General features: G+C 34.3%; 29 protein-coding genes. 13 read left to right on the top strand and 16 right to left on the bottom strand.

Features of this window, described 5'->3' with window-relative positions:
* Positions 1–30: 30 nt before the first annotated feature.
* On the top strand, positions 31–2172 hold the full coding sequence (locus tag MJG50_RS15935; RefSeq protein ID WP_431307298.1) for a transglycosylase domain-containing protein: 2142 nt from the start codon (positions 31–33) through the stop codon (positions 2170–2172).
* Between the two features lie 150 nt (positions 2173–2322).
* Positions 2323–3231: a COX15/CtaA family protein gene (locus MJG50_RS15930; RefSeq protein WP_240256741.1), complete on the top strand. Its 909-nt coding sequence runs from the start codon at positions 2323–2325 to the stop codon at positions 3229–3231.
* 28 nt (positions 3232–3259) lie between these two features.
* Here MJG50_RS15930 and MJG50_RS15925 read toward each other — a convergent pair whose 3' ends face one another.
* From MJG50_RS15925 to trhO, 3 genes are all read right to left on the bottom strand, one after another.
* The gene (locus MJG50_RS15925) at positions 3260–3880 is read right to left on the bottom strand and encodes an NUDIX hydrolase (protein ID WP_240256740.1); all 621 of its coding nucleotides are present in this window, start codon (positions 3878–3880) and stop codon (positions 3260–3262) included.
* 9 nt (positions 3881–3889) lie between these two features.
* On the bottom strand, positions 3890–4156 hold the full coding sequence (locus MJG50_RS15920; RefSeq protein ID WP_240256739.1) for a hypothetical protein: 267 nt from the start codon (positions 4154–4156) through the stop codon (positions 3890–3892).
* 88 nt (positions 4157–4244) lie between these two features.
* On the bottom strand, positions 4245–5210 hold the full coding sequence (gene trhO / locus MJG50_RS15915; RefSeq protein ID WP_240256738.1) for an oxygen-dependent tRNA uridine(34) hydroxylase TrhO: 966 nt from the start codon (positions 5208–5210) through the stop codon (positions 4245–4247).
* 232 nt (positions 5211–5442) lie between these two features.
* Between trhO and MJG50_RS15910 the strand changes: the two genes are divergently transcribed.
* On the top strand, positions 5443–6258 hold the full coding sequence (locus tag MJG50_RS15910; protein WP_240256737.1) for a bifunctional hydroxymethylpyrimidine kinase/phosphomethylpyrimidine kinase: 816 nt from the start codon (positions 5443–5445) through the stop codon (positions 6256–6258).
* Between the two features lie 39 nt (positions 6259–6297).
* Here the strand turns inward: MJG50_RS15910 and MJG50_RS15905 are convergent, their stop codons facing one another.
* Positions 6298–7206: a Gfo/Idh/MocA family protein gene (locus tag MJG50_RS15905; RefSeq protein WP_240256736.1), complete on the bottom strand. Its 909-nt coding sequence runs from the start codon at positions 7204–7206 to the stop codon at positions 6298–6300.
* 193 nt (positions 7207–7399) lie between these two features.
* Here MJG50_RS15905 and MJG50_RS15900 point away from each other — a divergent pair, with 193 nt between their 5' ends.
* Positions 7400–7636, top strand: a complete 237-nt coding sequence (locus MJG50_RS15900; protein ID WP_240256735.1) for a helix-turn-helix domain-containing protein — start codon at positions 7400–7402, stop codon at positions 7634–7636.
* A gap of 56 nt (positions 7637–7692) precedes the next feature.
* Here MJG50_RS15900 and MJG50_RS15895 read toward each other — a convergent pair whose 3' ends face one another.
* On the bottom strand, positions 7693–7896 hold the full coding sequence (locus MJG50_RS15895) for a hypothetical protein (protein WP_240256734.1): 204 nt from the start codon (positions 7894–7896) through the stop codon (positions 7693–7695).
* A 93-nt stretch (positions 7897–7989) separates the two neighbouring features.
* Between MJG50_RS15895 and MJG50_RS15890 the strand changes: the two genes are divergently transcribed.
* The gene (locus MJG50_RS15890) at positions 7990–8817 is read left to right on the top strand and encodes an aldo/keto reductase (RefSeq protein ID WP_240256733.1); all 828 of its coding nucleotides are present in this window, start codon (positions 7990–7992) and stop codon (positions 8815–8817) included.
* 43 nt (positions 8818–8860) lie between these two features.
* Here the strand turns inward: MJG50_RS15890 and MJG50_RS15885 are convergent, their stop codons facing one another.
* Positions 8861–10417, bottom strand: coding sequence for a sensor domain-containing diguanylate cyclase (locus MJG50_RS15885; RefSeq protein WP_240256732.1), 1557 nt, complete (start codon positions 10415–10417; stop codon positions 8861–8863).
* A gap of 144 nt (positions 10418–10561) precedes the next feature.
* Complete coding sequence (locus MJG50_RS15880; RefSeq protein ID WP_240256731.1) at positions 10562–10894, bottom strand: YckD family protein; 333 nt, start codon at positions 10892–10894, stop codon at positions 10562–10564.
* 206 nt (positions 10895–11100) lie between these two features.
* Between MJG50_RS15880 and MJG50_RS15875 the strand changes: the two genes are divergently transcribed.
* On the top strand, positions 11101–12306 hold the full coding sequence (locus MJG50_RS15875) for a M20 family metallopeptidase (protein WP_240256730.1): 1206 nt from the start codon (positions 11101–11103) through the stop codon (positions 12304–12306).
* A 72-nt stretch (positions 12307–12378) separates the two neighbouring features.
* On the opposite strand, the gene MJG50_RS15870 is transcribed toward MJG50_RS15875, so the two are convergent.
* From MJG50_RS15870 to MJG50_RS15860, 3 genes are read right to left on the bottom strand one after another with little or no spacing between them, the layout of a single operon-like run.
* A complete protein-coding gene (locus tag MJG50_RS15870) occupies positions 12379–13101 on the bottom strand; it encodes an EcsC family protein (protein WP_240256729.1) in 723 nt (240 codons plus the stop codon).
* Between the two features lie 59 nt (positions 13102–13160).
* Entirely contained in the window at positions 13161–14378 is a 1218-nt protein-coding gene (locus MJG50_RS15865) for an ABC transporter permease (RefSeq protein WP_240256728.1), read from the bottom strand.
* Entirely contained in the window at positions 14371–15111 is a 741-nt protein-coding gene (locus MJG50_RS15860; RefSeq protein ID WP_240256727.1) for an ABC transporter ATP-binding protein, read from the bottom strand. Before MJG50_RS15860 ends, MJG50_RS15865 begins: the two co-directional genes overlap by 8 nt.
* A 608-nt stretch (positions 15112–15719) precedes the next feature.
* On the opposite strand from MJG50_RS15860, the gene MJG50_RS15855 reads away from it, so the two are divergent.
* From MJG50_RS15855 to MJG50_RS15840, 4 genes are all read left to right on the top strand, one after another.
* Positions 15720–16145 carry an HIT family protein gene (locus tag MJG50_RS15855; protein ID WP_240256726.1) on the top strand — a complete coding sequence of 142 codons (426 nt, stop codon included), beginning with the start codon at positions 15720–15722 and terminating at the stop codon, positions 16143–16145.
* 141 nt (positions 16146–16286) lie between these two features.
* Positions 16287–17366, top strand: coding sequence for a 3-phosphoserine/phosphohydroxythreonine transaminase (gene serC / locus MJG50_RS15850; protein WP_240256725.1), 1080 nt, complete (start codon positions 16287–16289; stop codon positions 17364–17366).
* 119 nt (positions 17367–17485) lie between these two features.
* Positions 17486–18025, top strand: coding sequence for a tryptophan transporter (locus tag MJG50_RS15845; protein ID WP_240256724.1), 540 nt, complete (start codon positions 17486–17488; stop codon positions 18023–18025).
* Positions 18026–18136: 111 nt separating this feature from the next.
* The gene (locus MJG50_RS15840; RefSeq protein WP_240256723.1) at positions 18137–18334 is read left to right on the top strand and encodes a sporulation YhaL family protein; all 198 of its coding nucleotides are present in this window, start codon (positions 18137–18139) and stop codon (positions 18332–18334) included.
* Positions 18335–18374: 40 nt separating this feature from the next.
* On the opposite strand, the gene MJG50_RS15835 is transcribed toward MJG50_RS15840, so the two are convergent.
* Positions 18375–19229: a peptidylprolyl isomerase gene (locus MJG50_RS15835; protein ID WP_240256722.1), complete on the bottom strand. Its 855-nt coding sequence runs from the start codon at positions 19227–19229 to the stop codon at positions 18375–18377.
* A 311-nt stretch (positions 19230–19540) separates the two neighbouring features.
* On the opposite strand from MJG50_RS15835, the gene MJG50_RS15830 reads away from it, so the two are divergent.
* Both MJG50_RS15830 and MJG50_RS15825 read left to right on the top strand, forming a co-directional pair.
* Complete coding sequence (locus MJG50_RS15830; protein WP_240256721.1) at positions 19541–19630, top strand: YjcZ family sporulation protein; 90 nt, start codon at positions 19541–19543, stop codon at positions 19628–19630.
* A 108-nt stretch (positions 19631–19738) separates the two neighbouring features.
* The gene (locus MJG50_RS15825; RefSeq protein ID WP_240256773.1) at positions 19739–19825 is read left to right on the top strand and encodes a YjcZ family sporulation protein; all 87 of its coding nucleotides are present in this window, start codon (positions 19739–19741) and stop codon (positions 19823–19825) included.
* Positions 19826–19861: 36 nt separating this feature from the next.
* Here the strand turns inward: MJG50_RS15825 and MJG50_RS15820 are convergent, their stop codons facing one another.
* The 5 genes from MJG50_RS15820 to MJG50_RS15800 all read right to left on the bottom strand — a co-directional run bounded on the left by MJG50_RS15820 (position 19862) and on the right by MJG50_RS15800 (position 22886).
* Positions 19862–20041 (bottom strand): hypothetical protein, encoded by a 180-nt coding sequence (locus MJG50_RS15820; protein WP_240256720.1) that lies wholly within the window; start codon positions 20039–20041, stop codon positions 19862–19864.
* A 17-nt stretch (positions 20042–20058) separates the two neighbouring features.
* Positions 20059–20601, bottom strand: coding sequence for a DUF3267 domain-containing protein (locus MJG50_RS15815; protein WP_240256719.1), 543 nt, complete (start codon positions 20599–20601; stop codon positions 20059–20061).
* 292 nt (positions 20602–20893) lie between these two features.
* Positions 20894–21472, bottom strand: a complete 579-nt coding sequence (locus MJG50_RS15810) for an HTH-type transcriptional regulator Hpr (protein ID WP_240256718.1) — start codon at positions 21470–21472, stop codon at positions 20894–20896.
* A 111-nt stretch (positions 21473–21583) separates the two neighbouring features.
* On the bottom strand, positions 21584–21943 hold the full coding sequence (locus MJG50_RS15805) for a YtxH domain-containing protein (RefSeq protein ID WP_240256717.1): 360 nt from the start codon (positions 21941–21943) through the stop codon (positions 21584–21586).
* Between the two features lie 88 nt (positions 21944–22031).
* Positions 22032–22886, bottom strand: coding sequence for a hypothetical protein (locus tag MJG50_RS15800; RefSeq protein ID WP_240256716.1), 855 nt, complete (start codon positions 22884–22886; stop codon positions 22032–22034).
* Positions 22887–23016: 130 nt separating this feature from the next.
* Between MJG50_RS15800 and MJG50_RS15795 the strand changes: the two genes are divergently transcribed.
* The gene (locus MJG50_RS15795) at positions 23017–23295 is read left to right on the top strand and encodes a spore germination protein (RefSeq protein ID WP_240256715.1); all 279 of its coding nucleotides are present in this window, start codon (positions 23017–23019) and stop codon (positions 23293–23295) included.
* The last annotated feature ends 131 nt before the right edge of the window (positions 23296–23426 follow it).

Below are 23426 nucleotides of genomic sequence, written 5' to 3'. Positions count from 1 at the left end.
TAGCACTTCAGAAAGTTGGAGAAATATAATATGAAAGATTTTATAAAAATGATTTTAGAACGTACAGAGCCCATTAGGGAGAAGATAAGGCATTTTTGGAAAGAGAAGCATATAACGAAGATCCTATTACTTTCTTTACTTGTTTTCATTCTTTTTACGATGCTCTTTTTTGCTTTTATGGCTAGTCAAGCAAATGTACAGTCGTTAAAGGATGGATTGCAGCAAGCAACTGTAATCTACGATAAAAATGGTGAGGTTGCTAGTAATATTGTTACAAATCGTACAGATGGTGTATCTGTTGAAGAGTTGCCAAAGCATGTAAAAAATGCGGTTATAGCAATTGAAGATGAACGTTTTTATGAACATAATGGCTTTGATGTGAAGGGTATTTCAAGAGCATTCTTTAAAAACCTTTTTGCGGGCAGAATTACAGGTGGAGGTAGTACAATTACTCAGCAACTCACTAAGAATGCACTACTTTCCCGTGAAAAAACATATAAACGAAAAATTGAAGAGTTATTTCTCGCGATTGAAATCGAAAAGCATTATGAGAAAGATGAAATCTTACAAATGTACTTGAACCAAGTATATTTCGGAAGTGGTGCATGGGGAATCGACCAAGCTTCCAAGAAATATTTTGATAAAAAAATTGAAAATACTACGACAAGTGAAGCTGCGTTATTAGCTGGATTACTGCAGGCACCTTCTGCTCTTGACCCTTACAAAAACATCGAAGGAGCGATCAAGAGAAGAAATACTGTGCTTGGAAAAATGAAAGAATTAAAAATGATTTCTGACTCTGAATATAAAGAATCAATCAAAGAAAAGGTCCATCTTCAAGATGGTGGTGGAAGTTTTATTAAGAGAGACTACCCTTATTATGTTGACGCCGTATTAGATGAAGCTATTAATAAGTATGGGCTAACACAAGAGGAAATCTTGACAAGAGGCTATCGGATATATACTGAAATGGATCAAAATATTCAATCCTCTTTAGAAAAAGTCTATAAACGTGATTCTCTTTTTCCTAGAGGACGTGGAAATGAGATTGTACAAAGTGGGGCAGTATTACTAGACCCAGAGACAGGTGGAGTGCTTGGTCTTGTCGGTGGACGTGGAGATCATGTTTTTCGAGGCTTTAATCGAGCAACACATTTGAAAGCACAGCCTGGTTCAACAATGAAACCGTTGGCCGTGTATACACCTGCGCTTGAAGAAGGATATGATGTAACATCAATGCTAGTTGATGAGAAAAAGTCTTATGGCGACTATTCACCTGAAAACCTTTCTAAAACATATCAAGGTGAAGTTCCAATGTACAAAGCTGTGGAGAATTCTTTAAATGCACCAACAATTTGGTTATTGAATGAAGTCGGTCTTGAAAAAGGGATGAATTCCCTTAAAAAATTTGGAGTACCACTTGAAAATGAAGACAATTATTTAGGAATTGGGCTAGGTGGCATGCATAAAGGAATTTCTCCACTTCAGCTTGCAGAAGCTTATTCTACATTCCCAAATGGAGGAAAACGAAAGGATGGTCATCTCATCACTAAAATTGTTGGTCCGACCGGAAATGTCATTGCTGAACATAATTCAAAAACAACAAAAGTAACCTCAAAAAAGGTTGCGAATGAAATAACTGCAATGTTATTAAATGTAGTGGAGACAGGTACTGGTAAAGGAACTAAAATCAACGGTGTTGAAATAGCTGGAAAGACTGGTACAACACAGCTACCTTATAACGATATTAATGGTACGAAAGATCAATGGTTTGCAGGGTATACTCCTAATCTAGTCGGTGCTGTCTGGATTGGATATGATAAAACCGATCGTGATCATTACCTAACTGGTAGTAGTTCAAACCAAATTGTCCCTCTATTTCGGGCAATTATGGAAGATTCACTTCAATTTATTGAGCCAGCAGAATTTGAAGTCGTTTCGGTGAATGCGAGACTTTCTGGAAAGAAAGATAAAGGTACGATTACGAAGAAAGAAATAAAAGAAAAGGTTGAAAAGGTTGGAGAAAAAGTTGAAAAGGTTGGGAAAAAGGTTGAGAAAACATTAAAAGAGGAAAAGGAAAAGTGGGAAATCGTTGTAGACGAAGCGAAAGAGGACTGGAAAGAGCTTGGTGAAATGGCAAAAGATAAGATAAATGAGATTTTTGGTAATTAATAGTAATGGAGTTATCATTCACAATTGTGGAATGATAACTCTTTTTTATTGATTTTACAAATAATTCCGAAAAATGTGATATAGACCACATTTATATTTTTTCCCATCTGCTAAACTATTACTATCAATTTATAATGGAGGTTAATACGTTTGAAAATAAAATTATTTTCTTTACTAACGATATTCGTAACCTACATATTAATCGTATTCGGAGGATATGTTGCTTCATCAGAGTCAGGCATGGGCTGTGGACCAGATTGGCCATTATGTAATGGTGTAGTGATTCCAATTTTACAAGGGGCAACCCTTGTCGAGTTTGCCCATCGTGTAATTGGTGCAATCCTTTTTATTCTTACATGTATTTTACTTTGGATGATAATTAGGAGTCGTAGACGGGAGAATGGGGTTCGAATTGCGGCATATTGGATGATATTTTTACTAGTTATTCAAGTAATCCTTGGTGCAATCGTTGTTATTCTTGATCTACCTGCTATCGTAGTAACCATTCATCTTTTAATTGCAATGGCATTTTTAGCTTGTTTGATTTGGATTCATCATTCACAAAGAGTTTCAGTCCTACAACTAAAGAAAAGAAGTCTCTTATTAAGCCATCTTTATGGAGTTACCATATTATTAGTCCTAACATTAGCTTTCGGAGCATATATAAAACATCAATCATATGGATTAGCATGTAGTTGGTTGGATTGCCGTGATAGCTTGTTGCCAGTCACTAGTGCACAAATACTCCAAACGATTCATCGTACACTCGCAATTGTTTCTGCAATTTATATTTTGTTATTAACATATATATCATTTCGTAAAAATTGGGGTTCGAGTATTCAAAAAAGATTGATGCTTGCTACAATTACTGTTGTTGTCCAAGTACTCATAGGTATTTTCACAGTGACCTCAAATATATCTGTTTCATGGGCAGTGCTTCATCTAGCGGCAGGTACAGCTCTTTTTGGAATAATTATCGAAGCATTAGTGTCACTGCATTTTGCAGTTTCAAGAATAAAAATACCAGATTGGTCAAGACAGATAGGAAACAAAATATAATCCTGTAAGCCCTATTCGTAGGGCTTTTTTATTCCTCTTCTAGCACTTCTAGAAAATGCTTCAATATTCCTGCAGTTAATCCCCATATAACCCTATCTTCATAATAGTAAAAACTCTCATCCATCCCTCTAACCTGCCATTGATATTTTTCACCACCAATAATATCGCAATATGGAAAGTTCTCCTCTGGCTCAACCTTGAATTTAATTTTATAAACTTCGGGTGGATTTGTTTTAAAAAATGAAAGTGGCACAGTAAAAACTTCACCAACTTCAGCTGGATTTGGGTTTATTTTATGTGGATTACTTATCACACCAACATGGGGGTATATAATGTTATGAAATGGTGAAACAAAGTAGTCTAATGGTGAAACGTTTTGAATATCATCTTCTTCAATACCTAATTCCTCCATCGTTTCCCGTATGGCTGTAAATTTTTCATCTCTATCTGATTGATCAATTCTCCCCCCCGGAAAGCAAATTTCTCCTGGCTGCCTTCTTAGTTGACTAGATCTTACTTCAAATAACACATGAATCTCATCTTCTTTTTCAATTAGGGGTAATAATACCGCATATTTAGAAAACATTTTACGTCCTAAAATGGATGGAATTCGATTTTCAATTTTTTTGACCAATTTATTAATATCCATAAAATCACCTCATTGCTTTAGATTTTTGAATAAACGAATAAAATAATTCGGATTCTTTTTCACATTGTACGAAAAAAGTCCTCGGTTTGTATGTAAATATAAAAAGTTTGTTCGATACGACATATCTAGAACTTGCTCCAACAGAAATTCATCATTGGACGTAATAATTCGATCATCGAACAGCCTAATTAGATGATGTGTTTCGATGTATTTTTGCTCGTTCCATTCTATCTTTCGAATTACCTGAATATATGGATGTGTGGCAACTAATTTCACAATAACCTCCTTTAACCCTCTCTTTTATTGTATCATTGAATTCAAAAACGACCACAGCGTAATATCCATGTGGTCGTTAGGTGTATTCTTATTTTACCATCTCTGCTTCTAATTCTCGTAATCTTACTGCTACTTCTTCTTCCGTTAATCCATGTTCTACAATATAGCGGTTTCTTGGATGTACTCGACATTCATGTGTACAGCCTCGTAAATGTTTATGTTCATTTTCCTCAGAGCAAATAATTTGTTTATTACATTCTGGGTTTGCACAATTTACATAGCGTTCGCAAGGCTCACCCGTAAAATAGTCTTTACCTACAATCACGTGTTCTTTGCGATTAATCGGAACTGAAATACGTTCGTCAAATACATACATTTGCCCATCCCATAAGTCCCCTTGTACTTCTGGGTCTTTACCATACGTCGCAATCCCACCATGAAGTTGACCAACATTGTCAAATCCTTCCCTTACTAACCAGCCAGAGAATTTTTCACAACGGATCCCACCGGTACAATACGTTAAGATTTGTTTTCCTTCAAGCATTTCCTTATTTTCTCGAACCCATTCTGGTAGATCACGGAACGTTTCTACATCAGGTCTAATAGCTCCTCTGAAATGCCCTAAATCATATTCATACGTATTTCGGGCATCCAACACCACAGTGTCTTCCTGTTGCATTTTTTCGAAGAATTCCTTTGGACTTAAGTACTTTCCAGTCAGTTCATGTGGATTAATATCATCCTCTAAACGTAGGGTAACAAGTTCACTTCTTGGGCGAACATGCATTTTTTTAAAGGCATGACCTACTACCTCATCGATTTTAAAGACCATATCTGTAAAACGAGGATCTTCATTCATCGTTTTCATATATAAATCTGTTTGTTCTACAGTTCCTGAGACTGTTCCATTAATTCCCTCTGCTGCTACAAGTATCCGACCCTTTAATCCAATCTCTTTACAGAAAGCCAAATGCTCTGCTGCAAATTCCTCTGGATTTTCAATAGTAACATAATTGTAGTAGAGTAATACTCTATAAGGTTTATTTTCTGTCATTGTGTTCGACCACCTGTTCATTATATTTGCAAGATATACATGTATTTGCGGATCGAATGGTAGATACATTATTCTCTTACAAAAGAGTATTTTATCAAATTAAGTGATTAAAATGCAATAGTTTGATCTTTTCCTTTTATTGTAATTCATTACAAGTAGATTTTTTTCAACAATGATAAAATTTGTTATATAATATTTCTTGTCAAACATTTTTCATATGGGGGTTACGAATATGGCATTACCTAAAGCATTAACGATTGCGGGCTCTGATAGCAGTGGTGGAGCTGGAATACAAGCGGATCTAAAGACATTCCAAGAAAATGGTGTCTTCGGGATGACTGCACTTACAGTTATTGTTGGAATGGATCCACATAACAAATGGGCTCACCAAGTATTCCCTGTCGATCATGATATCATTCATGCTCAGCTTGCGACAATTATTGAAGGTATTGGAGTAGATGCACTTAAAACTGGTATGCTCCCTACTGTTGAAATTATTGAAATTGCTGCAGATGCAGTAAAAAAACATCATTTACAAAACCTTGTTGTCGATCCAGTTATGGTATGTAAAGGAGAAGATGAGGTTCTATTTCCAGACCATGCAGTTGCATTAAGAGAACTATTGACTCCACTAGCTACTGTGATTACTCCAAATTTATTTGAAGCAGGACAATTAAGTGGAATAGGCACAATTACGTCAGTTGATCAAATGAAGGATGCTGCAGAGAAGATCCATAACCTTGGTGCGCAATATGTGCTTGTAAAAGGTGGCGGCAAACTAAAGCATGAAAATGCAGTCGATGTTCTATTTGATGGAAAGGAATTCGATGTATTAGAAGGCGAACGCTTTGAAACGACATATACACACGGAGCTGGCTGTACATATTCAGCTGCAATTACTGCTCAGCTTGCAAAAGGCTTAGAAGTAAAACAAGCTGTCTATGAAGCAAAAAAATTCATCACAGCCGCAATCCGTCATTCATTTAAATTAAATGAATTTGTTGGTCCAACAAACCACGCTGCGCTACGCTTTTACGGCGAAAAATAATAAATAGAAGAAGTCACAGAGTTGTGACTTCTTCTATTTTTAATTACCAGCCAATTTTTCGATAATTTGCTCACAAATTTTATGTGTTTCTAGGGCATCATAGCTTGACAAAGGAAGCTCTTGATTTGTTCTAATTGTTTCAATAAACTCTGTAATCATTTGTTCAAAACCACGTTTGTGTAGAGTTGGCTCCCAGTCATTTGCAGCTGCTTTTATTACTTCCCCATTTTTGTGAATTTCCAGATCAGCTACATTATAAACAATTCTTTTTTCAGTTGGGCTCATTACTTCTACTTTCTCTTCTCTAGTCCCGCTGTCTCTATTCATTATTCCAATGGCCACTGAACCACTACTACTTATAAATTGAACAACTACATGATAGAGCATCCCGTCCTTTTTCCTTCCTTGAACACTCAATTCTTCAATTGTATGTGGAAACAAGAATCGCATTGTATCAATCACATGGATAAAATCATCCATTACAAACGTTCTTGAATCATTAGGTAAACTACTTCTATTTTTTTGGACGATAATCATATTTGGATTGTCTAATTCTTTTAATTTTTGATAGACTGGTGCGTATCGTCTATTAAAACCAACCATCAGTTTTAGATTTTTGCTTTTAGCTAACTCCACTAATTCTTTTGATGCTTCATAATAATATGTAATTGGTTTATCGACATATACATGAATATTGTTCGTTAATAGCTCCCTTATGATCTCTTCGTGTGACTCAGTTGAAGAATGGACAAAAGCTCCTTCAATCCCACTCTCTATCAAAGACTGCAGACTACTATGTATATGATGGAAGCGATAAGTATTAGCAACCTCTGCTAGAACGATTTGATTGCGTGTATATAGATGGAACTCCACATTATTTATGCTACTAAATACCGGTAAATAAGCTTTTTTAGCGATGTCGCCTAACCCAATAATACCTATTTTCATTGTTTATCTCCTCTTACTTATTTTTTGTAATTTAAAAATTCGTACCTAGACGAATTTTTTTTATAGTGTTAAGATATTGCATAGAATTGATTTTTACATCACCATGAATATACCACTTGATGTTACCTTATTCTACTCTTTTCAATCAATTCACCTTTGAATAATGATAGAATCAAAGGGAAGGAGTGCTCGTATGAACAAAGAAATTATTAAATTCCTAAGAAAAAGCTATAACATGACACAACGTGATTTTGCAAAGGCAGTTAACTGTAGTTTTGCTTTAATTGCTCTAGTTGAAGTTGGGAAAAGACGGATTACTGGTAACCTTGAAGAAAAAATAAAAAGTTCCTTCAACTTAGATGACAAACAAATTTCTTCAATCGCAAATGTAGTCGAGGAAATAAGTAAAAGTGTACCACCATTTATGTAGAATATCATAGGCAATTATGCTTTGTGCATGTAGTACACAAGCTTCAATTGCCTTTTTTATTTCAATACTGTTCCTAGAACAATAAATAAGATTAATCCTATCATTCCTCCTATAATAATATACCACAGTATCTTAATTCCTTTTGGTAATTTTTTCACTTCAATACTCCCTGACGGGTAACCTTCAACTTTACTTAAGTGATCGATTGCATCGTTATATGGTTCATGATAGATTGGCTGATTCTTCTCATTATGATCCATTTTCATCTCACCTTTTCATTTCATTATTTTTCTTACATACACTATACTATGAATAAGCTGGAGTAGGTATAAGTATTGTGAGGAGGATAGGAAATGCCAACACATATTGCAGAAACAACAACATTACATAATGGTGTGAAAATGCCTTGGTTTGGTCTTGGCGTATTCAAAGTTAAAAATGGTGTTGAAGTAATTGAATCAGTAAAAACAGCAATAAATGCTGGTTACCGAAGTATTGACACTGCTGCAGGTTATAATAATGAAGAAGGTGTAGGGCAAGCAATTAGAGAAGTAGGTATACCTCGGGACGAACTTTTTATTACTACAAAAGTATATAATGATGATCAAGGATATGAATCTACTTTAAAAGCATTTGACACGAGCCTACAGAAGCTTGGTTTGGACTATATAGATCTATACCTCATTCATTGGCCAGTCAAAGGAAAATATAAAGATACCTGGCAAGCACTTGAAAAACTATATAAAGATAAAAAGGTTCGAGCAATCGGTGTTAGTAATTTTCACGTTCATCATCTACAAAACATATTAACAGAATGTGAAATAAAACCAATGGTGAATCAAGTGGAATTTCATCCATGGCTCACTCAAAATGAACTACGAGAATTTTGTAAAGAACAACATATTCAAATGGAGGCATGGTCACCACTCGCCAAGGGACAAATATTAGAACATCCTATTTTAGCTAAAATTGCAGAAAGACATGCAAAAACACCTGCTCAAATCATATTACGTTGGGATCTTCAAAGCGGTGTTATTACAATACCGAAATCTATCAATACCTCTAGAATTATCGAAAATGCTTCTATATTTGATTTTGAATTATCTCAAGAAGAAATGGCAACAATTGATTCACTAAATGAAAATAAACGTACAGGTACTGACCCTAATACGTATGATTAAGAACAAAACACCACTCTTGCTCAGTGGTGTTTTGTAATTAGCATCAGCTATCAAAGATTGTTATTCGATTTCTTCCGTTATGCTTTGATTGGTACAGTGCAGTATCAGCTTTTTCGATTATTTCCTTTGGATGAAGATCACTACCATGGTATGAAGAAATACCCGCTGATATGGTAATTGGTTTTCCTGTAGGACTTGGAGCCTCGGATACTGTTATTCGCAACCGCTCCGCTATTTTATAGGCATCGTCTGTTTCTTTGTCCTTAATTAATATTCCAAATTCTTCCCCACCGTATCGGAAGCATAAATCTCCCTCATTCGAAACATCTACCATCATTTTTGAAAGGTATTTTAATACATCATCTCCAACAAGATGACCATATGTATCATTCACCTTTTTAAAATGATCGATATCAATCATAATAAGAGTGAAGGGAATTTTATTACTTATCCATACTTTTATAATTTGATCAAACGTTCTGCGATTAGCTATTCCTGTTAGTCCATCAAGTTGAATTTGGTCATTCAATAACGTTATATGTTTACTAATATGATGGTAAAGCTGATTCACCTCATAAATATTTGACTTAAATTGCATATTATTTAAAGATGTTATTGGCTTATCATGATTAATTGCATCCTCTGAAAACTTTGCTAATTTATTTAGCGGCCTTGCCAAATTATTGGTAAGTATCCATGCAATAATTAATATTAGTAGTAAAAGTGGTAGCGCGTTAATAATCATTTTTTCGGATAATCTTTGTAGAGGCTCTTCGATTACAGATATAGGAGTTTGCGAGACGATCCCCCATCTTGTTTTTTCCTCGAAAGCATATCCAGCAAAAAATTCATCCCCTTCAGAATTTGTAATTTGAGATGAACCATTATTACCTAGCTTAATCTCATTAATTGCTTTGTTGCCACGCACCACATCATTTATCCTACTAGCATTAGGGTGGTAGATGATACGTCCAGTTTGGTCGACCACATATACGTATGAACCATTTTCATGTTCATTCTCGTTAAGCATGCTATTTAAAATATTGTCACTTTCTAAGTAGATAGTACCTGCAACAAGTCCGCCATAATTCCCGGTGTTATCAAAGATAGGTGCAGAAATTAGGATTATTAATTGTCCCGATTTACCTCGATATGGTTCAGAAATAAAAGGATTCTTATATGTTAGTGCCTTCTTTATCACATCAGATTGTAGTTTCATTCCCGCTTTTACCTGTGATTCAAATTTAATGATTGATGGACTTATAATTTCAATGACTCCATATTTATCTGTTATAAAAATTGAGTTAAAATAATTATTATTTGAAGACTTCCATTCATCCAAATCATTTTGACTAAAGGAATGTTGACTAGAAATCTTTCCAAGGGCTATTATATTTTCTTGCATATAATTTAATAAACCACTCGTACTTAAGGATAACTTCTTTGCATATTGATAATTGCTTTCTAAATATTTTTCTTTAAGTGTGCTCCCAAGTGCCCTTTCAGAAGAATGCCAACTAACGATAATTGTGCTGATGATGGCCATAATGACTAACAAGCTTATCGCAAATTGTAGTCTTATTCCTCTTTTTTTAAACATAACATCTATACTCCTTTTACAAAAACCGACAATATACTCTAATATTTAATAGTATCAATTTTCATATAGAAAGTATAGGTAATTCCACATAAAAAAGGATAGTTAAAGCAAATTGCTTTACGCTATCCTAGCTTAAAATAAGAATTAATCTTTGTGATTTTCCCCTTTATGCTTATGAGCTCCCTTCATTGGTACATATCCATTTTCCTTCATTTTTGTATAATGCTTATCAAGCCATGAAAGTTTTTTATCTGCCTTTTCTTGTGAAAAAATACCAAATTCAACATATTTGTTGATAATGGCTTTTCGTGTTTCAAGCAAATCTGTAAATAATGCATCTAGCTCTTTTTTTTGTTCATCGCTCAGCTCTACCTTCGTTTCATCTTCAGAATTAATTGGTTCAGCATTTGTTATGCTTCCTCCAAAAATTGAAAAACAAAGCAGAATAAAAACACCAGATAAAATAATACGTTTCATGTTCACTCATTCTCCTTTTCTATGTATAGGTTTCATCACTAGTATTCATTAATTCCACTGGAATATACCCCAAAAATAGCCAATTATTAAAATAGGAAAACCAAGGACTCAAACTTAAAAAAATACTAAATTTTCAAACTTGGTTGTCACCTTCATGGTATAATTACAATTATATTAAGCGTTTGAAAAATGAGGGGGAACATTAAATGCAACATAATTTATTCGAATCCTTAGAAAAGAATTACCATGAGATGGTCGAGATTCGTCGTTATCTTCACCAACACCCAGAAGTATCATTTAAGGAATACAAAACAGCAGAATACATCGCAAATTATTATAAAAACCTAGGTATCGAATTACAAACAAATGTTGGTGGCAATGGAATCGTAGCAAAAATTCACGGTGGACGCCCTGGTAAAACTGTTGCATTACGTGCCGATTTTGATGCATTACCGATTCAAGATGAAAAAGATGTTCCTTATAAATCAACTGTCCCTGGTGTCATGCATGCATGTGGGCATGACGGTCACACTGCGACTCTTCTAGTGCTTGCCAAGTCACTTAATGAAGTAAAAGATGAATTAGAGGGTTCAATTGTGCTAATTCATCAACATGCGGAGGAATATGCACCTGGTGGGGCAATTGCAATGATTGAAGCTGGTTGTTTAGATGGAGTAGACGTTATTTTTGGAACCCATCTGTGGGCAACTGGACCAACTGGTGCTATTTTATATCGTGAAGGTCCAATAATGGCTGCAGCTGACCGATTTGAAATTACTGTAAAAGGTTCTGGTGGACATGGTGCCCATCCGCATACAACAAAGGATGCGATTGTAATAGCTTCGCAAATCGTCATGAATCTACAGCAAATTGTAAGCCGCAGGGTAGATCCGATTCATTCAGCAGTCGTTTCAGTTGGCTCATTTGTTTCAGAAAATCCATTTAACGTCATTGCAGATTCTGCAAAACTTGGTGGAACTGTAAGAACGTTTGACGAAGAAGTCCGTGCACAAATTGAAGCAGAAATTGAACGTATTGTGAAAGGTACTTGTTTACAAACGGATTCATCCTATTCCTATAAATATCATCGTGGTTATCCAGCAGTTGTGAATCATAAAGACGAAACAGAACTACTTAAAGAGGTAGCAAATAATCTTCCAGACGTAAAAGCGGTTGTTGAATGTCCCCCACAAATGGGCGGTGAAGATTTTGCTTATTACCTTCAACATGTAAAAGGTACATTCTTCTTTACAGGAGCAAGTCCAGTAAACCCAGAAAATGTGTACCCTCACCATCACCCAAAGTTTGACATCGATGAAAATGCGATGCTAATCGCCGCAAAAACTCTTGGCTCAGCGACACTGACCTATCTCCAAGCATCCACAAAATCTGAGGAAAAGGTGACTAGTTAATTAGAAAAGCGCAAGCACCTTGTTCAGACCCTTGAGCTAGACATTTATGCAGAAAAGCCAAGTAACATATCGTTACTTGGCTTTTCTTACATTTAATAATCTTAATCTGTAACAATTTTTAGCTGTTTCACCTAGATGATCTAAAAGATTATAATTTGCATAGGCACCAACTACTGCACCAATTCCTGGTACAAGTTGAAGCATTTTCACAAAATCAATATAGTCACGGTATTCTTGTTGAAACACCCGCCAATCAACATCCATTAGCTCTTCTTTTTTCATATCCCAATTTTCAATTATTTCAAATGTTTCCTTACGATGTTCATCACTTGAGAATGCTAACTGAAAAACATGTAATATAAACAAACGTTCCTCATACTCTTTTGTATCAAAGCCATAAATGGATGCCGTTTCAAATAAAAATTTCATTTTGATCGTTAATAGTAGTGGAAAATCTGCTAATGCAAGCATAAATCCTCCTGCACCAGTCCCTGCACCTTCCACTGCAGCTGTTCTTTTATATATATTTAATATTTCGGTAATACGCTTTTCCTTTTCCTCTAAAGAAATCGTACCGTTATCCTTAACCTTCGTTGTATATTCTGATCCAATGAGTGTTGCTTGAATCATTTTCTTAATACTTTCTGTAATAATTTGATGCGCTTTTTCAGGAATTAACTCATTAATTTTTACTTGGGCCTTTTTTGAAACCCGATTCAGAATCGTTGATTTTTTAATGAGCTTTTTTCGCCATTGAAACAATTCCTCTTTAACAACTTGATTATATTGATCCATATCCTCGTTCCTTTACTTGTTTTCTTATTTTACGAATGAGGATTGTGATAGGTTTCAAATTATGTTAATTTTTTCACACGGACTTTTACGTAAAAATAAACAAATACATATGAGAAAAGGATTCCGATTAGTAACGCGACAAAGGCAATAAATAAGCCATTTGCAACTATCAGAATGAACGTGAATAGGATTGATTGAATGACAAGCAATACGAATAATATTTGTAGAAACGATTTTTCTTTTGTAGAATCCCTTACTGGATAAAGTTGAATCCAAATTTTTAAGCTGTGATGACGCCATAAGGTTATTAGCTGGTAACCTGTTAAATATATGAATAAAACAACAATAACAGCGTTCCCATACTTAAAATCAGCAAAGTATAGAAATAACCCACCGATAATCGTTAGTCTCAGAAACATTCCCAAATAATCACTAGTCCTCAGAAATGTTCGTATATATAGGTAACTATACGTATTTTTCTTAGAATACTTAATAAATGATGTTGACCAATTTAACCATGCCCTCTTTTTAACCTGTTCCTTTAACTTAGGTACATCTGTAAATAAATTAGCTAGTCGGTAAAATGCCATCATTCTTCTGGACTCAAGGTCAATTAAGTAATCCCATTTAATCCCCTTTTGTGATGCCACTCGCTGAAAATAAACAAGCAGAACAATCATAATGAGCGCTATACTTCCAATAAATATTAGGTTTGCATTTGAAAATAATAAATATACCAACACAAAATTTACTAGTAAGCGAATGATAAAGTCCGTATATCTTGTTGATGGTTCATTTGAATATTGGACATTCCATGACAATAAAAGATTCCAAACCTTACTTAACAGTATGAATCCAAAAATCACTAAAAGGGACAAGAAGGATCTTCCTGTTGCAGCCAAATACAATGGTGCAGCAACTGCAAATACTAGCAATAAAACATAGCTTTGAAACATGAAACTAAACCAAAACGCTCTTTGAAAATACGGGTTTAGCTTCTTTTCGATTGGTAATAAAAAGACAAGATCAGGCTCCTTTAATAGTGTCTGAATACGACTATTTGTTAAGATGAACGCAAAGATAACGGCAATTATAAGCGCATATGGGAAATGATCGGGTAACTCTTTTAACCACTTATTGTAATAATAAGCTGCTCCCCCTAACAGGAAGATGAGTGCAATCAATAAATGATCATTTAACATATAGCGTAAATATCGTTTTACTTCATTAAAATATTGGACAGATCGTTTTTTCCACAAATCCTTCGTATCAATCATGTTCTTCTTCCTTTGTGAGCTGAATATAAATATCATCCAATGTCGCATTTTCCATCTTAAATTGATCTCTTAGCTGCTTTAATGTTCCTGAAGCTCGTACTTTACCATTATGTAAGATAATGAATGAATCACAATATCTTTCAGCAGTTGCTAAAATATGTGTTGACATTAGAATTCCAGATCCTTGTTCTTTCATTTTATTCATAAGCTCTAGTAATGATTGAATGCCAAGAGGATCTAAACCTACAAACGGCTCGTCAATAATATATAAGGATGGCTCTACTAAAAAAGCACACATAATCATGACCTTTTGCTTCATGCCTTTTGAAAAATGTGCTGGGAAGAATTTTAATCTCTTCTCCATTCGAAATTCTTTTAGCAATGGTGTTAATCTTTCTTCGAATACCTTTTTTTCTAATCCATACGCCATCGCAGTCAATTCTAAATGTTCATATAAAGTAAGCTCATCATATAAAATAGGTGTCTCTGGGATAAAACTGAACAATGATCGATATGCTTCCATATCATCCTGGATTGTTTTTCCATTGATAAGGATAGACCCCTTTTTTGGCTCCATTAATCCGATAATATGCTTAATTGTCGTACTTTTACCTGCTCCATTTAGGCCAATTAATCCTACGATTTCCTGTTTATTTACACGGAAGGAAATATCATTTAGAACAGGATTACGTGTATATCCACCAGTTACATTTTTTACTTCCAATAATGACATATCGTTTTCCCTCATTTACATTACGTTTCTCTATATCATATCAAAAATTGGGAAATTTACCTAGTCAAAACCTTTGTATAATCTTTCAACAACTAGCCATACTATTTAGAGAAGAGGGCAAGGTTCAAAAAGCTTGATGATCAATCATCCAACTTTAAATGAGGTGTTTGCTAAAGACAATATCCTTATTTTAGATGAATGCTTAAAAGCGTTATAAGGGGATGGTAGCGTTGGGCAATGTGAGGAATAATCCGTTCTAACAAATTTCCAAATCATCGAAATGAGATAAAATATCATTTTGAAAATGAGGTGTTTGTTAAAGACCATCTAGCTGATCTATAAGTTGTGAAACTTATTGTACCTTAAAAAATAAGGGGATGGTTCGTTTGAACAAAGGAATGACTCACTCCATTAGGTAGAGCTTTTCATTTCCTACTAAATGAGGTGTTTACCGAAGATACCTTTAACCTTTAACCACCAGAGCCCTTCTTCGAGGGAACAGGATGCATCCTTGCGATTGCGTCCTGTTTCTTTTTATGTGATTTTTATATTTTACTTACATATGGTAAAATACAGTAAATTATAATAGGATGGAAAGGTGGATTTATATGAGCGATTGTATTTTTTGTAAAATAATAAACGGGGATATTCCAAGTGCAAAGGTGTTTGAAAATGAACATGTCCTTGCATTTCTTGATATAAGCCAAGTATCAAAAGGACATACTCTCGTAATTCCAAAAGTACATAAGGAAAATGTATATGAGTTGACTCCAGAAGTTGCTAAGCAAATATTTGAAGTTGTCCCTTCCATTGCAAATGCAATTAAAAAGGAATTCAACCCAATTGGTTTAAATCTTTTACAAAATAATGGGGAACAAGCAGGGCAATCTGTCTTCCACTTCCATATGCATCTTATCCCCCGTTACGGAAAAGGTGATGGTTTTGGTGTAGTGTGGAAATCACACGAAAATCAATATAGTGGAGAAGCATTACAGAATATCGCATCTTCGATCTCCCAAGCAATCGAAAAATAAGCTAAAGGTAAGGTCTATCATTACAGACCTTACCTTTTTATTTTTTATATTTTATTTTCCCTCTTTTTTTCTTTTGAAAAAATGTTAAGATAATACTTATATTTTAGTCAATTAAAGTAATAAAATTTAGGGGGGATTTTTTTGAAACGAGCTTATAATTTTAATGCTGGACCATCTGCGCTTCCATTTGAAGTTTTAGAAAAAGCTCAAAAAGAATTTACTAACTTCCAGGAATCAGGCATGTCAATAATGGAATTCAGTCATCGCAGCAAGGAGTATGATGCTGTACATGAGAAAGCTATCACGGATTTAAGAGAGCTGCTACATATTCCAAATGACTATCATGTATTATTTTTACAAGGTGGAGCAAGTTTGCAATTTTCAATGGTTCCACTAAATTTTCTTTCACCATCTAGAACTGCCGATTATGTCCTTACAGGAGTTTGGTCTGAAAAAGCACAAGATGAAGCTGAAAAAATCGGCAAAACAACCACAATTGCTTCAAGCCAACATCAAAATTATACATTTATTCCTAACATGACAGACATTAAGCCTTCACATGATTCAGCATATGTTCATCTTACCTCCAACAACACGATATACGGGACAGAGTGGAAGCATTATCCAACATTAGATGTGCCACTTATCGCAGACATGTCGAGTGACATACTAAGTAAAGAGATTGATATCAACCAATTTTCAATGATTTATGCTGGAGCACAGAAAAACTTAGGTCCAGCTGGGGTTACGGTTGTTATCATAAAGGATGAACTTCTAAAAAATTCGACAGAGAATATTCCTACAATGCTTAATTACAAAATACATGCAAAAAAGAACTCTTTATATAATACTCCACCAACCTTTTCAATTTATATGCTTTCACTCATGCTAGAGTGGGTAAAAAACCAAGGTGGAATACCAGCAATTGAAGCAAGAAATAATGAAAAAGCAGCTCTCATCTATAATTGCATGGATGAATCAAACGGTTTTTATACAGGGCACGCACAAAAAGATAGCAGATCTAATATGAATATCGTTTTTAAATTACCAACAGAAGAATTAACTAATAAATTCATTGCTAAATCAAAAGAGCTTGGCTTTATTGGATTAAGTGGTCATCGTTCTGTTGGAGGATGCCGCGCTTCCACCTATAATGCTGTTCCATATGAATCATGTGAAGCATTAGTTACATTCATGAAAGCCTTTATGTCTGAAAATTGATTCTTCTCATTTACCTTCTCTTCTGGTATACTAGTAAATAAGATTTTCGCAGTAGGCAAATAGTGCACTATTGGAGGATCTAATAAAAATAGCTTAGTTAAGCTGAGGAGAGATGAGAAATGAATACGAGAATACTAGTCTTTTTATCTTTATTAGTTGGAATGGGTGCTGTTTTGCACCAAGTAGCACCACCTATGTTACTAGGAATGAAACCTGATTTATTATTAGTTATGGTGTTCCTGGGAATTATCCTATTTCCTGAGAAAAAGTATGTTTTATTAGTTGCGATTGTCGGTGGTGTAATTGCTGCATTAACAACTACTTTTCCAATGGGACAAATTCCAAACGTGATTGATAAGTTTATTGCCGCATTTGCATTTTATGGATTATTTAAGTTAGCACCAAAAAATCTTTTTGCAAATTACAGTAAGTCACTTGTACTTGCGTTTATCGGAACTATAACCGCAATTGGAATCATTATTTCAGGTACAGTCTTCTTATTAGCTGCCCTACTTCTAGCAGGATTACCTGATACTTTTACATCTCTATTTATTGGAGTAGTAATCCCAGCTACAATTATGGGTACGATTGCAATGGTAATCATTTTCCCTATTGCACAGCAAATTATTAGACGAACAAAATTAACAGTGAATGCATAATAGTAAACAACCCTTTTTCCAAATGGATGAAGGGTTTTTATTTTTTTTGTGATATCTCCTCACTTTTATTCATATAGTAGTACTAATTAGGTGGACAAGGAGTGATTGACAATGTTATCAATCCCATGGTTTGTATATGTAGCGTTATTCGGCGTACTATTTAGTGCATTTATGGTAATTCGAACAACAAGAGAGGAACGGCAAGTAGATGAATCCTTCATTGAGCAAGAAGGAAATGTATATATAGAAAGAATGAACAGCGAACGCGATAGTCGTACAAAAGCAATTAAGAAACCAGAACCAATGTAAATTAAAAAGGACCGCACAATGCGGTCCTTTTTATGCCTTTTTATTCTTCTGTTTTAGGCTCTTCAAAAAGGTCTTTGAAGTCTTTTTCTTTCACTTCTACCTTAGCATCTTTTACAGCTTTATCTAGTGCATCTGTCACTGCGGTTGGGTTAGATTTTAGTAATGCATTAAGAATTTCGTCTTTCTTAGCATCATCCATCTTATCAAAGTTATCAGCAATATCTGTTACTTTAATGATATGGTATCCAAAATCAGATTGTACCGGGCCACTAATTTCATCCTTTTTCATTGCAAATGCTGCATCAGAAAACTCTTTAACCATTGATTCCTTCGTAAACCAACCTAGATCCCCGCCATTTGCAGCAGTGCCGTCAGAACCATATTCTTTAGCTAACTCTTCAAATGATTCACCTTTGTCAAGTTTAGCTTTAATTTCCTTCGCAGTAGCTTCAGCTTTTGCCAATTCTTCCTTCGTTGCACTTTCCTTTGGTGCTTGAATTAATATATGGCTCGCGCGAATAACTTCACCATCTTTTACCTTGATTGAATCCTTCGCTGCTTTTTCTTTAAGAATATTCGACTTTGTAACATCTCTTACTGTTTCTTTTCCATATTGTGCAATGTATTGATCAAGTTGAGCTCCGAAAGTTTCTTCCATCTTTTTATCGATTTCCTTATCAGATACCTTATACTTTTCACTTAATACCTTTACATACACCAAGTCCTTTAAGATATCTTTCCCAGCTTGGTCCTTCATAGCATTGTATAAATCATCTTTTGAAATATTCCCTGCACTTGTCTCTACAAGAACATCTGAATCCTTGCCATTGCTGTTACATGCACTTAAAGCAAAGATACTAACTGCTGCAGTAATTGCAATCATCGTTTTCTTCATTGTACACAACTCCTATTATGTATGATTTTACTTTTAATATATGTCCAAAGCTACAACAAATACTATAACACATTTTCAAATGAGAAAGAAAACATTTTCGGGATAAAATTATTATTTATTAGGGCATTCGCACAATCAATAGAGCCTACCTCTAATAGTATATAGAGAACATGGAAATGAGGAAATATCCTAGAAGAATTAGTAACGATTCAATTAAACCCTTCAAAGAATTAGATAAACATGACATACGCCTATTCGTTTATTAATGAACTCGCATAGGATAATGTATTAATCCATAAGGAGGTGTTCTAATGAGCCAAGGATACGGTTATGGCGGTGGATTTGCGTTAATTGTTGTGTTATTCATCCTATTAATTATTGTTGGTGCTGCTTGGTTATAAGCAATACCGTACAAACAAAAGGAATTCACAACATTTAAAGGAAAAATAGTTGGCAGCCACTAGCTCTGCCAACTATTTCATAAATGATGATATGAGGAGGATTTAACCATGACACAAGGTGGATACAATAGTGGATTTGCGTTAATAGTTGTGTTATTTATTTTATTAATTATTATAGGGGCTTCTTGGATGTAAGTTCGTAAAAAGGATGGCCAATAGGCCATCCTTTTTCTAGGTATATAATACCTCGATATATGATGATATCAGTAAAATTGTTACGAGTATATTAATTGTTCTATAAACCTTTGGTTGGCGGTCGTCAGGAATTTCCTTTTGAACACAAAGTCTATATGTCATTTGGTTAATGTAAAACAAAATAAAAACTGCAAATGGAATATAAAAGTAAATCATCCCGATTCCCCCCATTTTCAATTATTCTTTACTAGAATATCATACCCACCCTCAATATCTTCAACTAAACATGACTTAGGTGCATTTATGAATTGTTTTAAATAAAAGAAGTCAGTAATCGATAATCCAAAGTTTATTGCCGCGATAATTGTAAAATAATGAATATAACTTTGGAATAAAACACATCCCAAGAGTGTTACACACGTTATGAATAGAAAGGGTGTAACTAATACAATAATAACTAGTGATTTTGATAGTGAATGTTTAGAACGAGCGGAAACAATAGGTATAAAGAAATACATTCGTCTTATATTTAATTTCACTTGTTTTTTAGCTAACCATAATGGGATCGCATGTAATATCTCATGTATCGGATAAATTAGTACGATTGCCACTAAAAAGTGGAGTATCCCATCCCCGTTCGGTTCCACTGAGGAATAGATTAAATTCATTGGTAGATAAAATAAGATAAAAGCAAGTAACATTGATATAAATGATATCATTGTTATCCTATGGAATCCATAATCTTTATGCAGATTAATGGTTTTCCAGCATGTCATTTAAATCACTCTCCACATATTGTAAAAACAGATAAATTCATAATCAACCTTTAAACTTACTAAACTACTTTACTTGGTTTCAAAAAAAAAAGCAATAGGTATCTCAAAGAACGTCAAATAAGTAATTTTTTCGACGATATCTTATTTAAAAGGCGAAAAACGATCTACTGTTTGTACAATATTCTCTATAAATCAGTGGAAAGAAAAATTAAAAAGCGGAGGAGATTATTCTACACACCGCTTTTGGGTTTAAGGATTGCTAATTTTCAGTATTTTAAAGGTACACACAAACTTACAATTCTACCTTTTCCTCTACTCGCTTATATAATTTTCCATCAACCTCAATAAACTCATCTTCAATATTATCAAATGATTTCTCAAAAATAGTCATGAAATCTTCTCCATAAATATTTCTGATAATGCTCATAACCTCAACAATCTCAGGAAATTTCCCATATAAATTCCGTAATGGAATTGCACCACTCAATACACCATTTTTATCTGGGTCATACCCCTCCATTATCCTTAGAAAGATCTCTTCTCCTTGCTCAGTTAACTCAATATACGTGTTTCTTTTATCATTTTCCTTCTTCGAAAATTGTAGAAGACCTCTTTCTTCTAATTTTTTTGAAAAATTAAATGCAGTAGAAACATGCATAACTCCAAACTTAGCAATCTCTGAAATTGATGCACCCTTTAAATGATAGGCAATCCATAGAATATGATGTTCATTGATATTCAAGTCAAACGGCTTGATCCATTGCTGCCAATCCTTTTCAATTGATTTCCACAGTGCCTTGCTTAACTGCGCGATTCTTTGACTAAAAAGCATTGCATCTTTAATGGAGTATATTTTTTCTTCATGTTTCATCAATTCACCCACTTTTTTATTTCTATTACTACTATTATGCCAATAAAACAATAATTAATAAAGATGTAAATTTACAAAATTTTTAAATAAAGCAAAAAAACTTATGCTATACTACTTTTTTTGTACGGTATTCTCAAGATTTTGGATCGCATTTTCAATTTCAGAAAGTTCTTTTTGTATACTTTTCTGATTTTCTTGAATATCTTCTTTCCATTGGTTGATTGATTTTTTTACATCCATTGAAAAGTCAGTTATAACACTTATACTCTTTTTTGTAGAATTTGCTACTTGCTCTTTCAGAAATTGTCCATCAGTCGCAATTTGTGAAAAAGATGCAGTTAATTGCTTTTGATTTTTTCGAATGATATTCCTAAGCTCCTTGCCCGAAGTAGGAGTACTTAGTAATACCGATACACCACCTATTATACTTCCGAGTAGTACACCATATAATAAAGACTTAGAATTTGTCATTGTCCCCACCCCAATTAAATAACATTTAGTTACCTTACATAATTCTACAAAAACTAAAAAACTCCTTTTTTTAAAGGAATAATTTAGCTTACTGTATTTCTAAATCTTTCAATAATGTTTGATCATTAATATACCACCGATCTAATACATTCCCACGACTTAAAATAAAATTAATTTGTTTAATTTCTTTACCAATATTTTTCTTATAAAGTTCTACTTCTACGGGAACCTCAAGAGTGACAAGTTCATTAATATCCTCAAGAGGAAGGTACGAAATGTTTCTTATTGTTATAGACGTTATTTTGCTAGTGTTTTTATAGAATTTCTTCTGATTCTCCAATTTTGAAATCGTTCCATTTATAATCGTTCTATCCTCCTGATTAAGTGCTATTATGATAATTTGTATAAGTTGGTAAGGGTCAGCTTTATCCAGATAATTGTCTAATTTTCCTCTTGCTTTTAGTTGCATTAATAAATGTGCATGATCGGGGTTATTAGCTCTATGTGTTGTACTCCCATAAAAGTGAACACAAAAATGCCCAGGAAATCCATTTTTCAGAGCACCCGCCCCATGAGGCATACCATTCATCGATGCAGCAATCATTTGATCTTCGTATTGGACAATGATAGCCCTTCTTTTCCAACTCCATTTGCCACTATATATTTTCTTCATTATTTTTGTATCTTTATTTGTTACAGGCTGAACATCTGCATGGCTACTACCTGCTCTTCGCTGTACCCGAAATCGAAGTCCTGTTTCTACATCTATAATTGTGAAATATGAATATTTAGGTATTCGTAGATTTACGATATCCCATGGTAATAGTCCAATCTTTAGACTGATCGGGCTTTCTTTTTCTTGAAAATTGAGATCATCTGCTTTTATGTGATCAACAAACATAAACAAACATATAGCAAGTAATACAAGCGATTTTCGAATCATATTTCCCCCTCTTTTTTTATGTTAGTTATTTACAAATTAACTCAACTAATAACTGTTAATTTTTAGAAATCACTCTTGCATCATTTGAACATAACCTAATATATCCATATAAAAGGAAAGAACGATCATTATGACAAAACCAGCTTTTTTCATCGGAAGCATCAAAATAAATAATATGAGTGGTAATGCCGCTCTTACGATTGGAGAGATGATACAAAAGAGCCCGAAATTTGAGGACCAATCACAGGGAACAAATTGTTCAATTGGGGATTTATCCTCTGCAGATTCCTATATGCAAAATGAACAATATGACCTGAGTAGTAAAAGCAACAAAGGTACACCTCAGCTCGAATCAGAATCAGCAAAGGAACATAAAGAAGAGGAGGCAGCAACGGGAATATATGCTTAATCTGCTTGCCTTTTAATCACAGTTATAGACTAGGTATCGCTTCCCTTGGTACACTGAGTTTCTTTTAAATAGAAAAAGGTAAATAGTGTAGGTTGATTTCCACTCCGTGTGGTCGCTTTCCGCGGGCGGGG

The sequence above is a fragment of the Fredinandcohnia quinoae genome (assembly GCF_022427965.1).
In the GTDB taxonomy this organism is placed as follows: domain Bacteria; phylum Bacillota; class Bacilli; order Bacillales; family Bacillaceae_L; genus Ferdinandcohnia; species Ferdinandcohnia quinoae.
This window is presented reverse-complemented; position numbering and strand designations above follow the sequence as displayed.

Coding starts and splice junctions, on each gene's coding strand:
- MJG50_RS15935 (WP_431307298.1), top strand. CDS start 31: ATGAAAGATTTTATAAAAATGATTTTAGAACGTACAGAGCCCATTAGG.
- MJG50_RS15925 (WP_240256740.1), bottom strand. CDS start 3,880: ATGGATATTAATAAATTGGTCAAAAAAATTGAAAATCGAATTCCATCC.
- trhO (WP_240256738.1), bottom strand. CDS start 5,210: ATGACAGAAAATAAACCTTATAGAGTATTACTCTACTACAATTATGTT.
- MJG50_RS15910 (WP_240256737.1), top strand. CDS start 5,443: ATGGCATTACCTAAAGCATTAACGATTGCGGGCTCTGATAGCAGTGGT.
- MJG50_RS15905 (WP_240256736.1), bottom strand. CDS start 7,206: ATGAAAATAGGTATTATTGGGTTAGGCGACATCGCTAAAAAAGCTTAT.
- MJG50_RS15900 (WP_240256735.1), top strand. CDS start 7,400: ATGAACAAAGAAATTATTAAATTCCTAAGAAAAAGCTATAACATGACA.
- MJG50_RS15895 (WP_240256734.1), bottom strand. CDS start 7,896: ATGGATCATAATGAGAAGAATCAGCCAATCTATCATGAACCATATAAC.
- MJG50_RS15890 (WP_240256733.1), top strand. CDS start 7,990: ATGCCAACACATATTGCAGAAACAACAACATTACATAATGGTGTGAAA.
- MJG50_RS15885 (WP_240256732.1), bottom strand. CDS start 10,417: ATGTTTAAAAAAAGAGGAATAAGACTACAATTTGCGATAAGCTTGTTA.
- MJG50_RS15880 (WP_240256731.1), bottom strand. CDS start 10,894: ATGAAACGTATTATTTTATCTGGTGTTTTTATTCTGCTTTGTTTTTCA.
- MJG50_RS15875 (WP_240256730.1), top strand. CDS start 11,101: ATGCAACATAATTTATTCGAATCCTTAGAAAAGAATTACCATGAGATG.
- MJG50_RS15870 (WP_240256729.1), bottom strand. CDS start 13,101: ATGGATCAATATAATCAAGTTGTTAAAGAGGAATTGTTTCAATGGCGA.
- MJG50_RS15865 (WP_240256728.1), bottom strand. CDS start 14,378: ATGATTGATACGAAGGATTTGTGGAAAAAACGATCTGTCCAATATTTT.
- MJG50_RS15860 (WP_240256727.1), bottom strand. CDS start 15,111: ATGTCATTATTGGAAGTAAAAAATGTAACTGGTGGATATACACGTAAT.
- MJG50_RS15855 (WP_240256726.1), top strand. CDS start 15,720: ATGAGCGATTGTATTTTTTGTAAAATAATAAACGGGGATATTCCAAGT.
- MJG50_RS15845 (WP_240256724.1), top strand. CDS start 17,486: ATGAATACGAGAATACTAGTCTTTTTATCTTTATTAGTTGGAATGGGT.
- MJG50_RS15840 (WP_240256723.1), top strand. CDS start 18,137: ATGTTATCAATCCCATGGTTTGTATATGTAGCGTTATTCGGCGTACTA.
- MJG50_RS15835 (WP_240256722.1), bottom strand. CDS start 19,229: ATGAAGAAAACGATGATTGCAATTACTGCAGCAGTTAGTATCTTTGCT.
- MJG50_RS15830 (WP_240256721.1), top strand. CDS start 19,541: ATGAGCCAAGGATACGGTTATGGCGGTGGATTTGCGTTAATTGTTGTG.
- MJG50_RS15825 (WP_240256773.1), top strand. CDS start 19,739: ATGACACAAGGTGGATACAATAGTGGATTTGCGTTAATAGTTGTGTTA.
- MJG50_RS15820 (WP_240256720.1), bottom strand. CDS start 20,041: ATGATTTACTTTTATATTCCATTTGCAGTTTTTATTTTGTTTTACATT.
- MJG50_RS15815 (WP_240256719.1), bottom strand. CDS start 20,601: ATGACATGCTGGAAAACCATTAATCTGCATAAAGATTATGGATTCCAT.
- MJG50_RS15810 (WP_240256718.1), bottom strand. CDS start 21,472: ATGAAACATGAAGAAAAAATATACTCCATTAAAGATGCAATGCTTTTT.
- MJG50_RS15805 (WP_240256717.1), bottom strand. CDS start 21,943: ATGACAAATTCTAAGTCTTTATTATATGGTGTACTACTCGGAAGTATA.
- MJG50_RS15800 (WP_240256716.1), bottom strand. CDS start 22,886: ATGATTCGAAAATCGCTTGTATTACTTGCTATATGTTTGTTTATGTTT.
- MJG50_RS15795 (WP_240256715.1), top strand. CDS start 23,017: ATGACAAAACCAGCTTTTTTCATCGGAAGCATCAAAATAAATAATATG.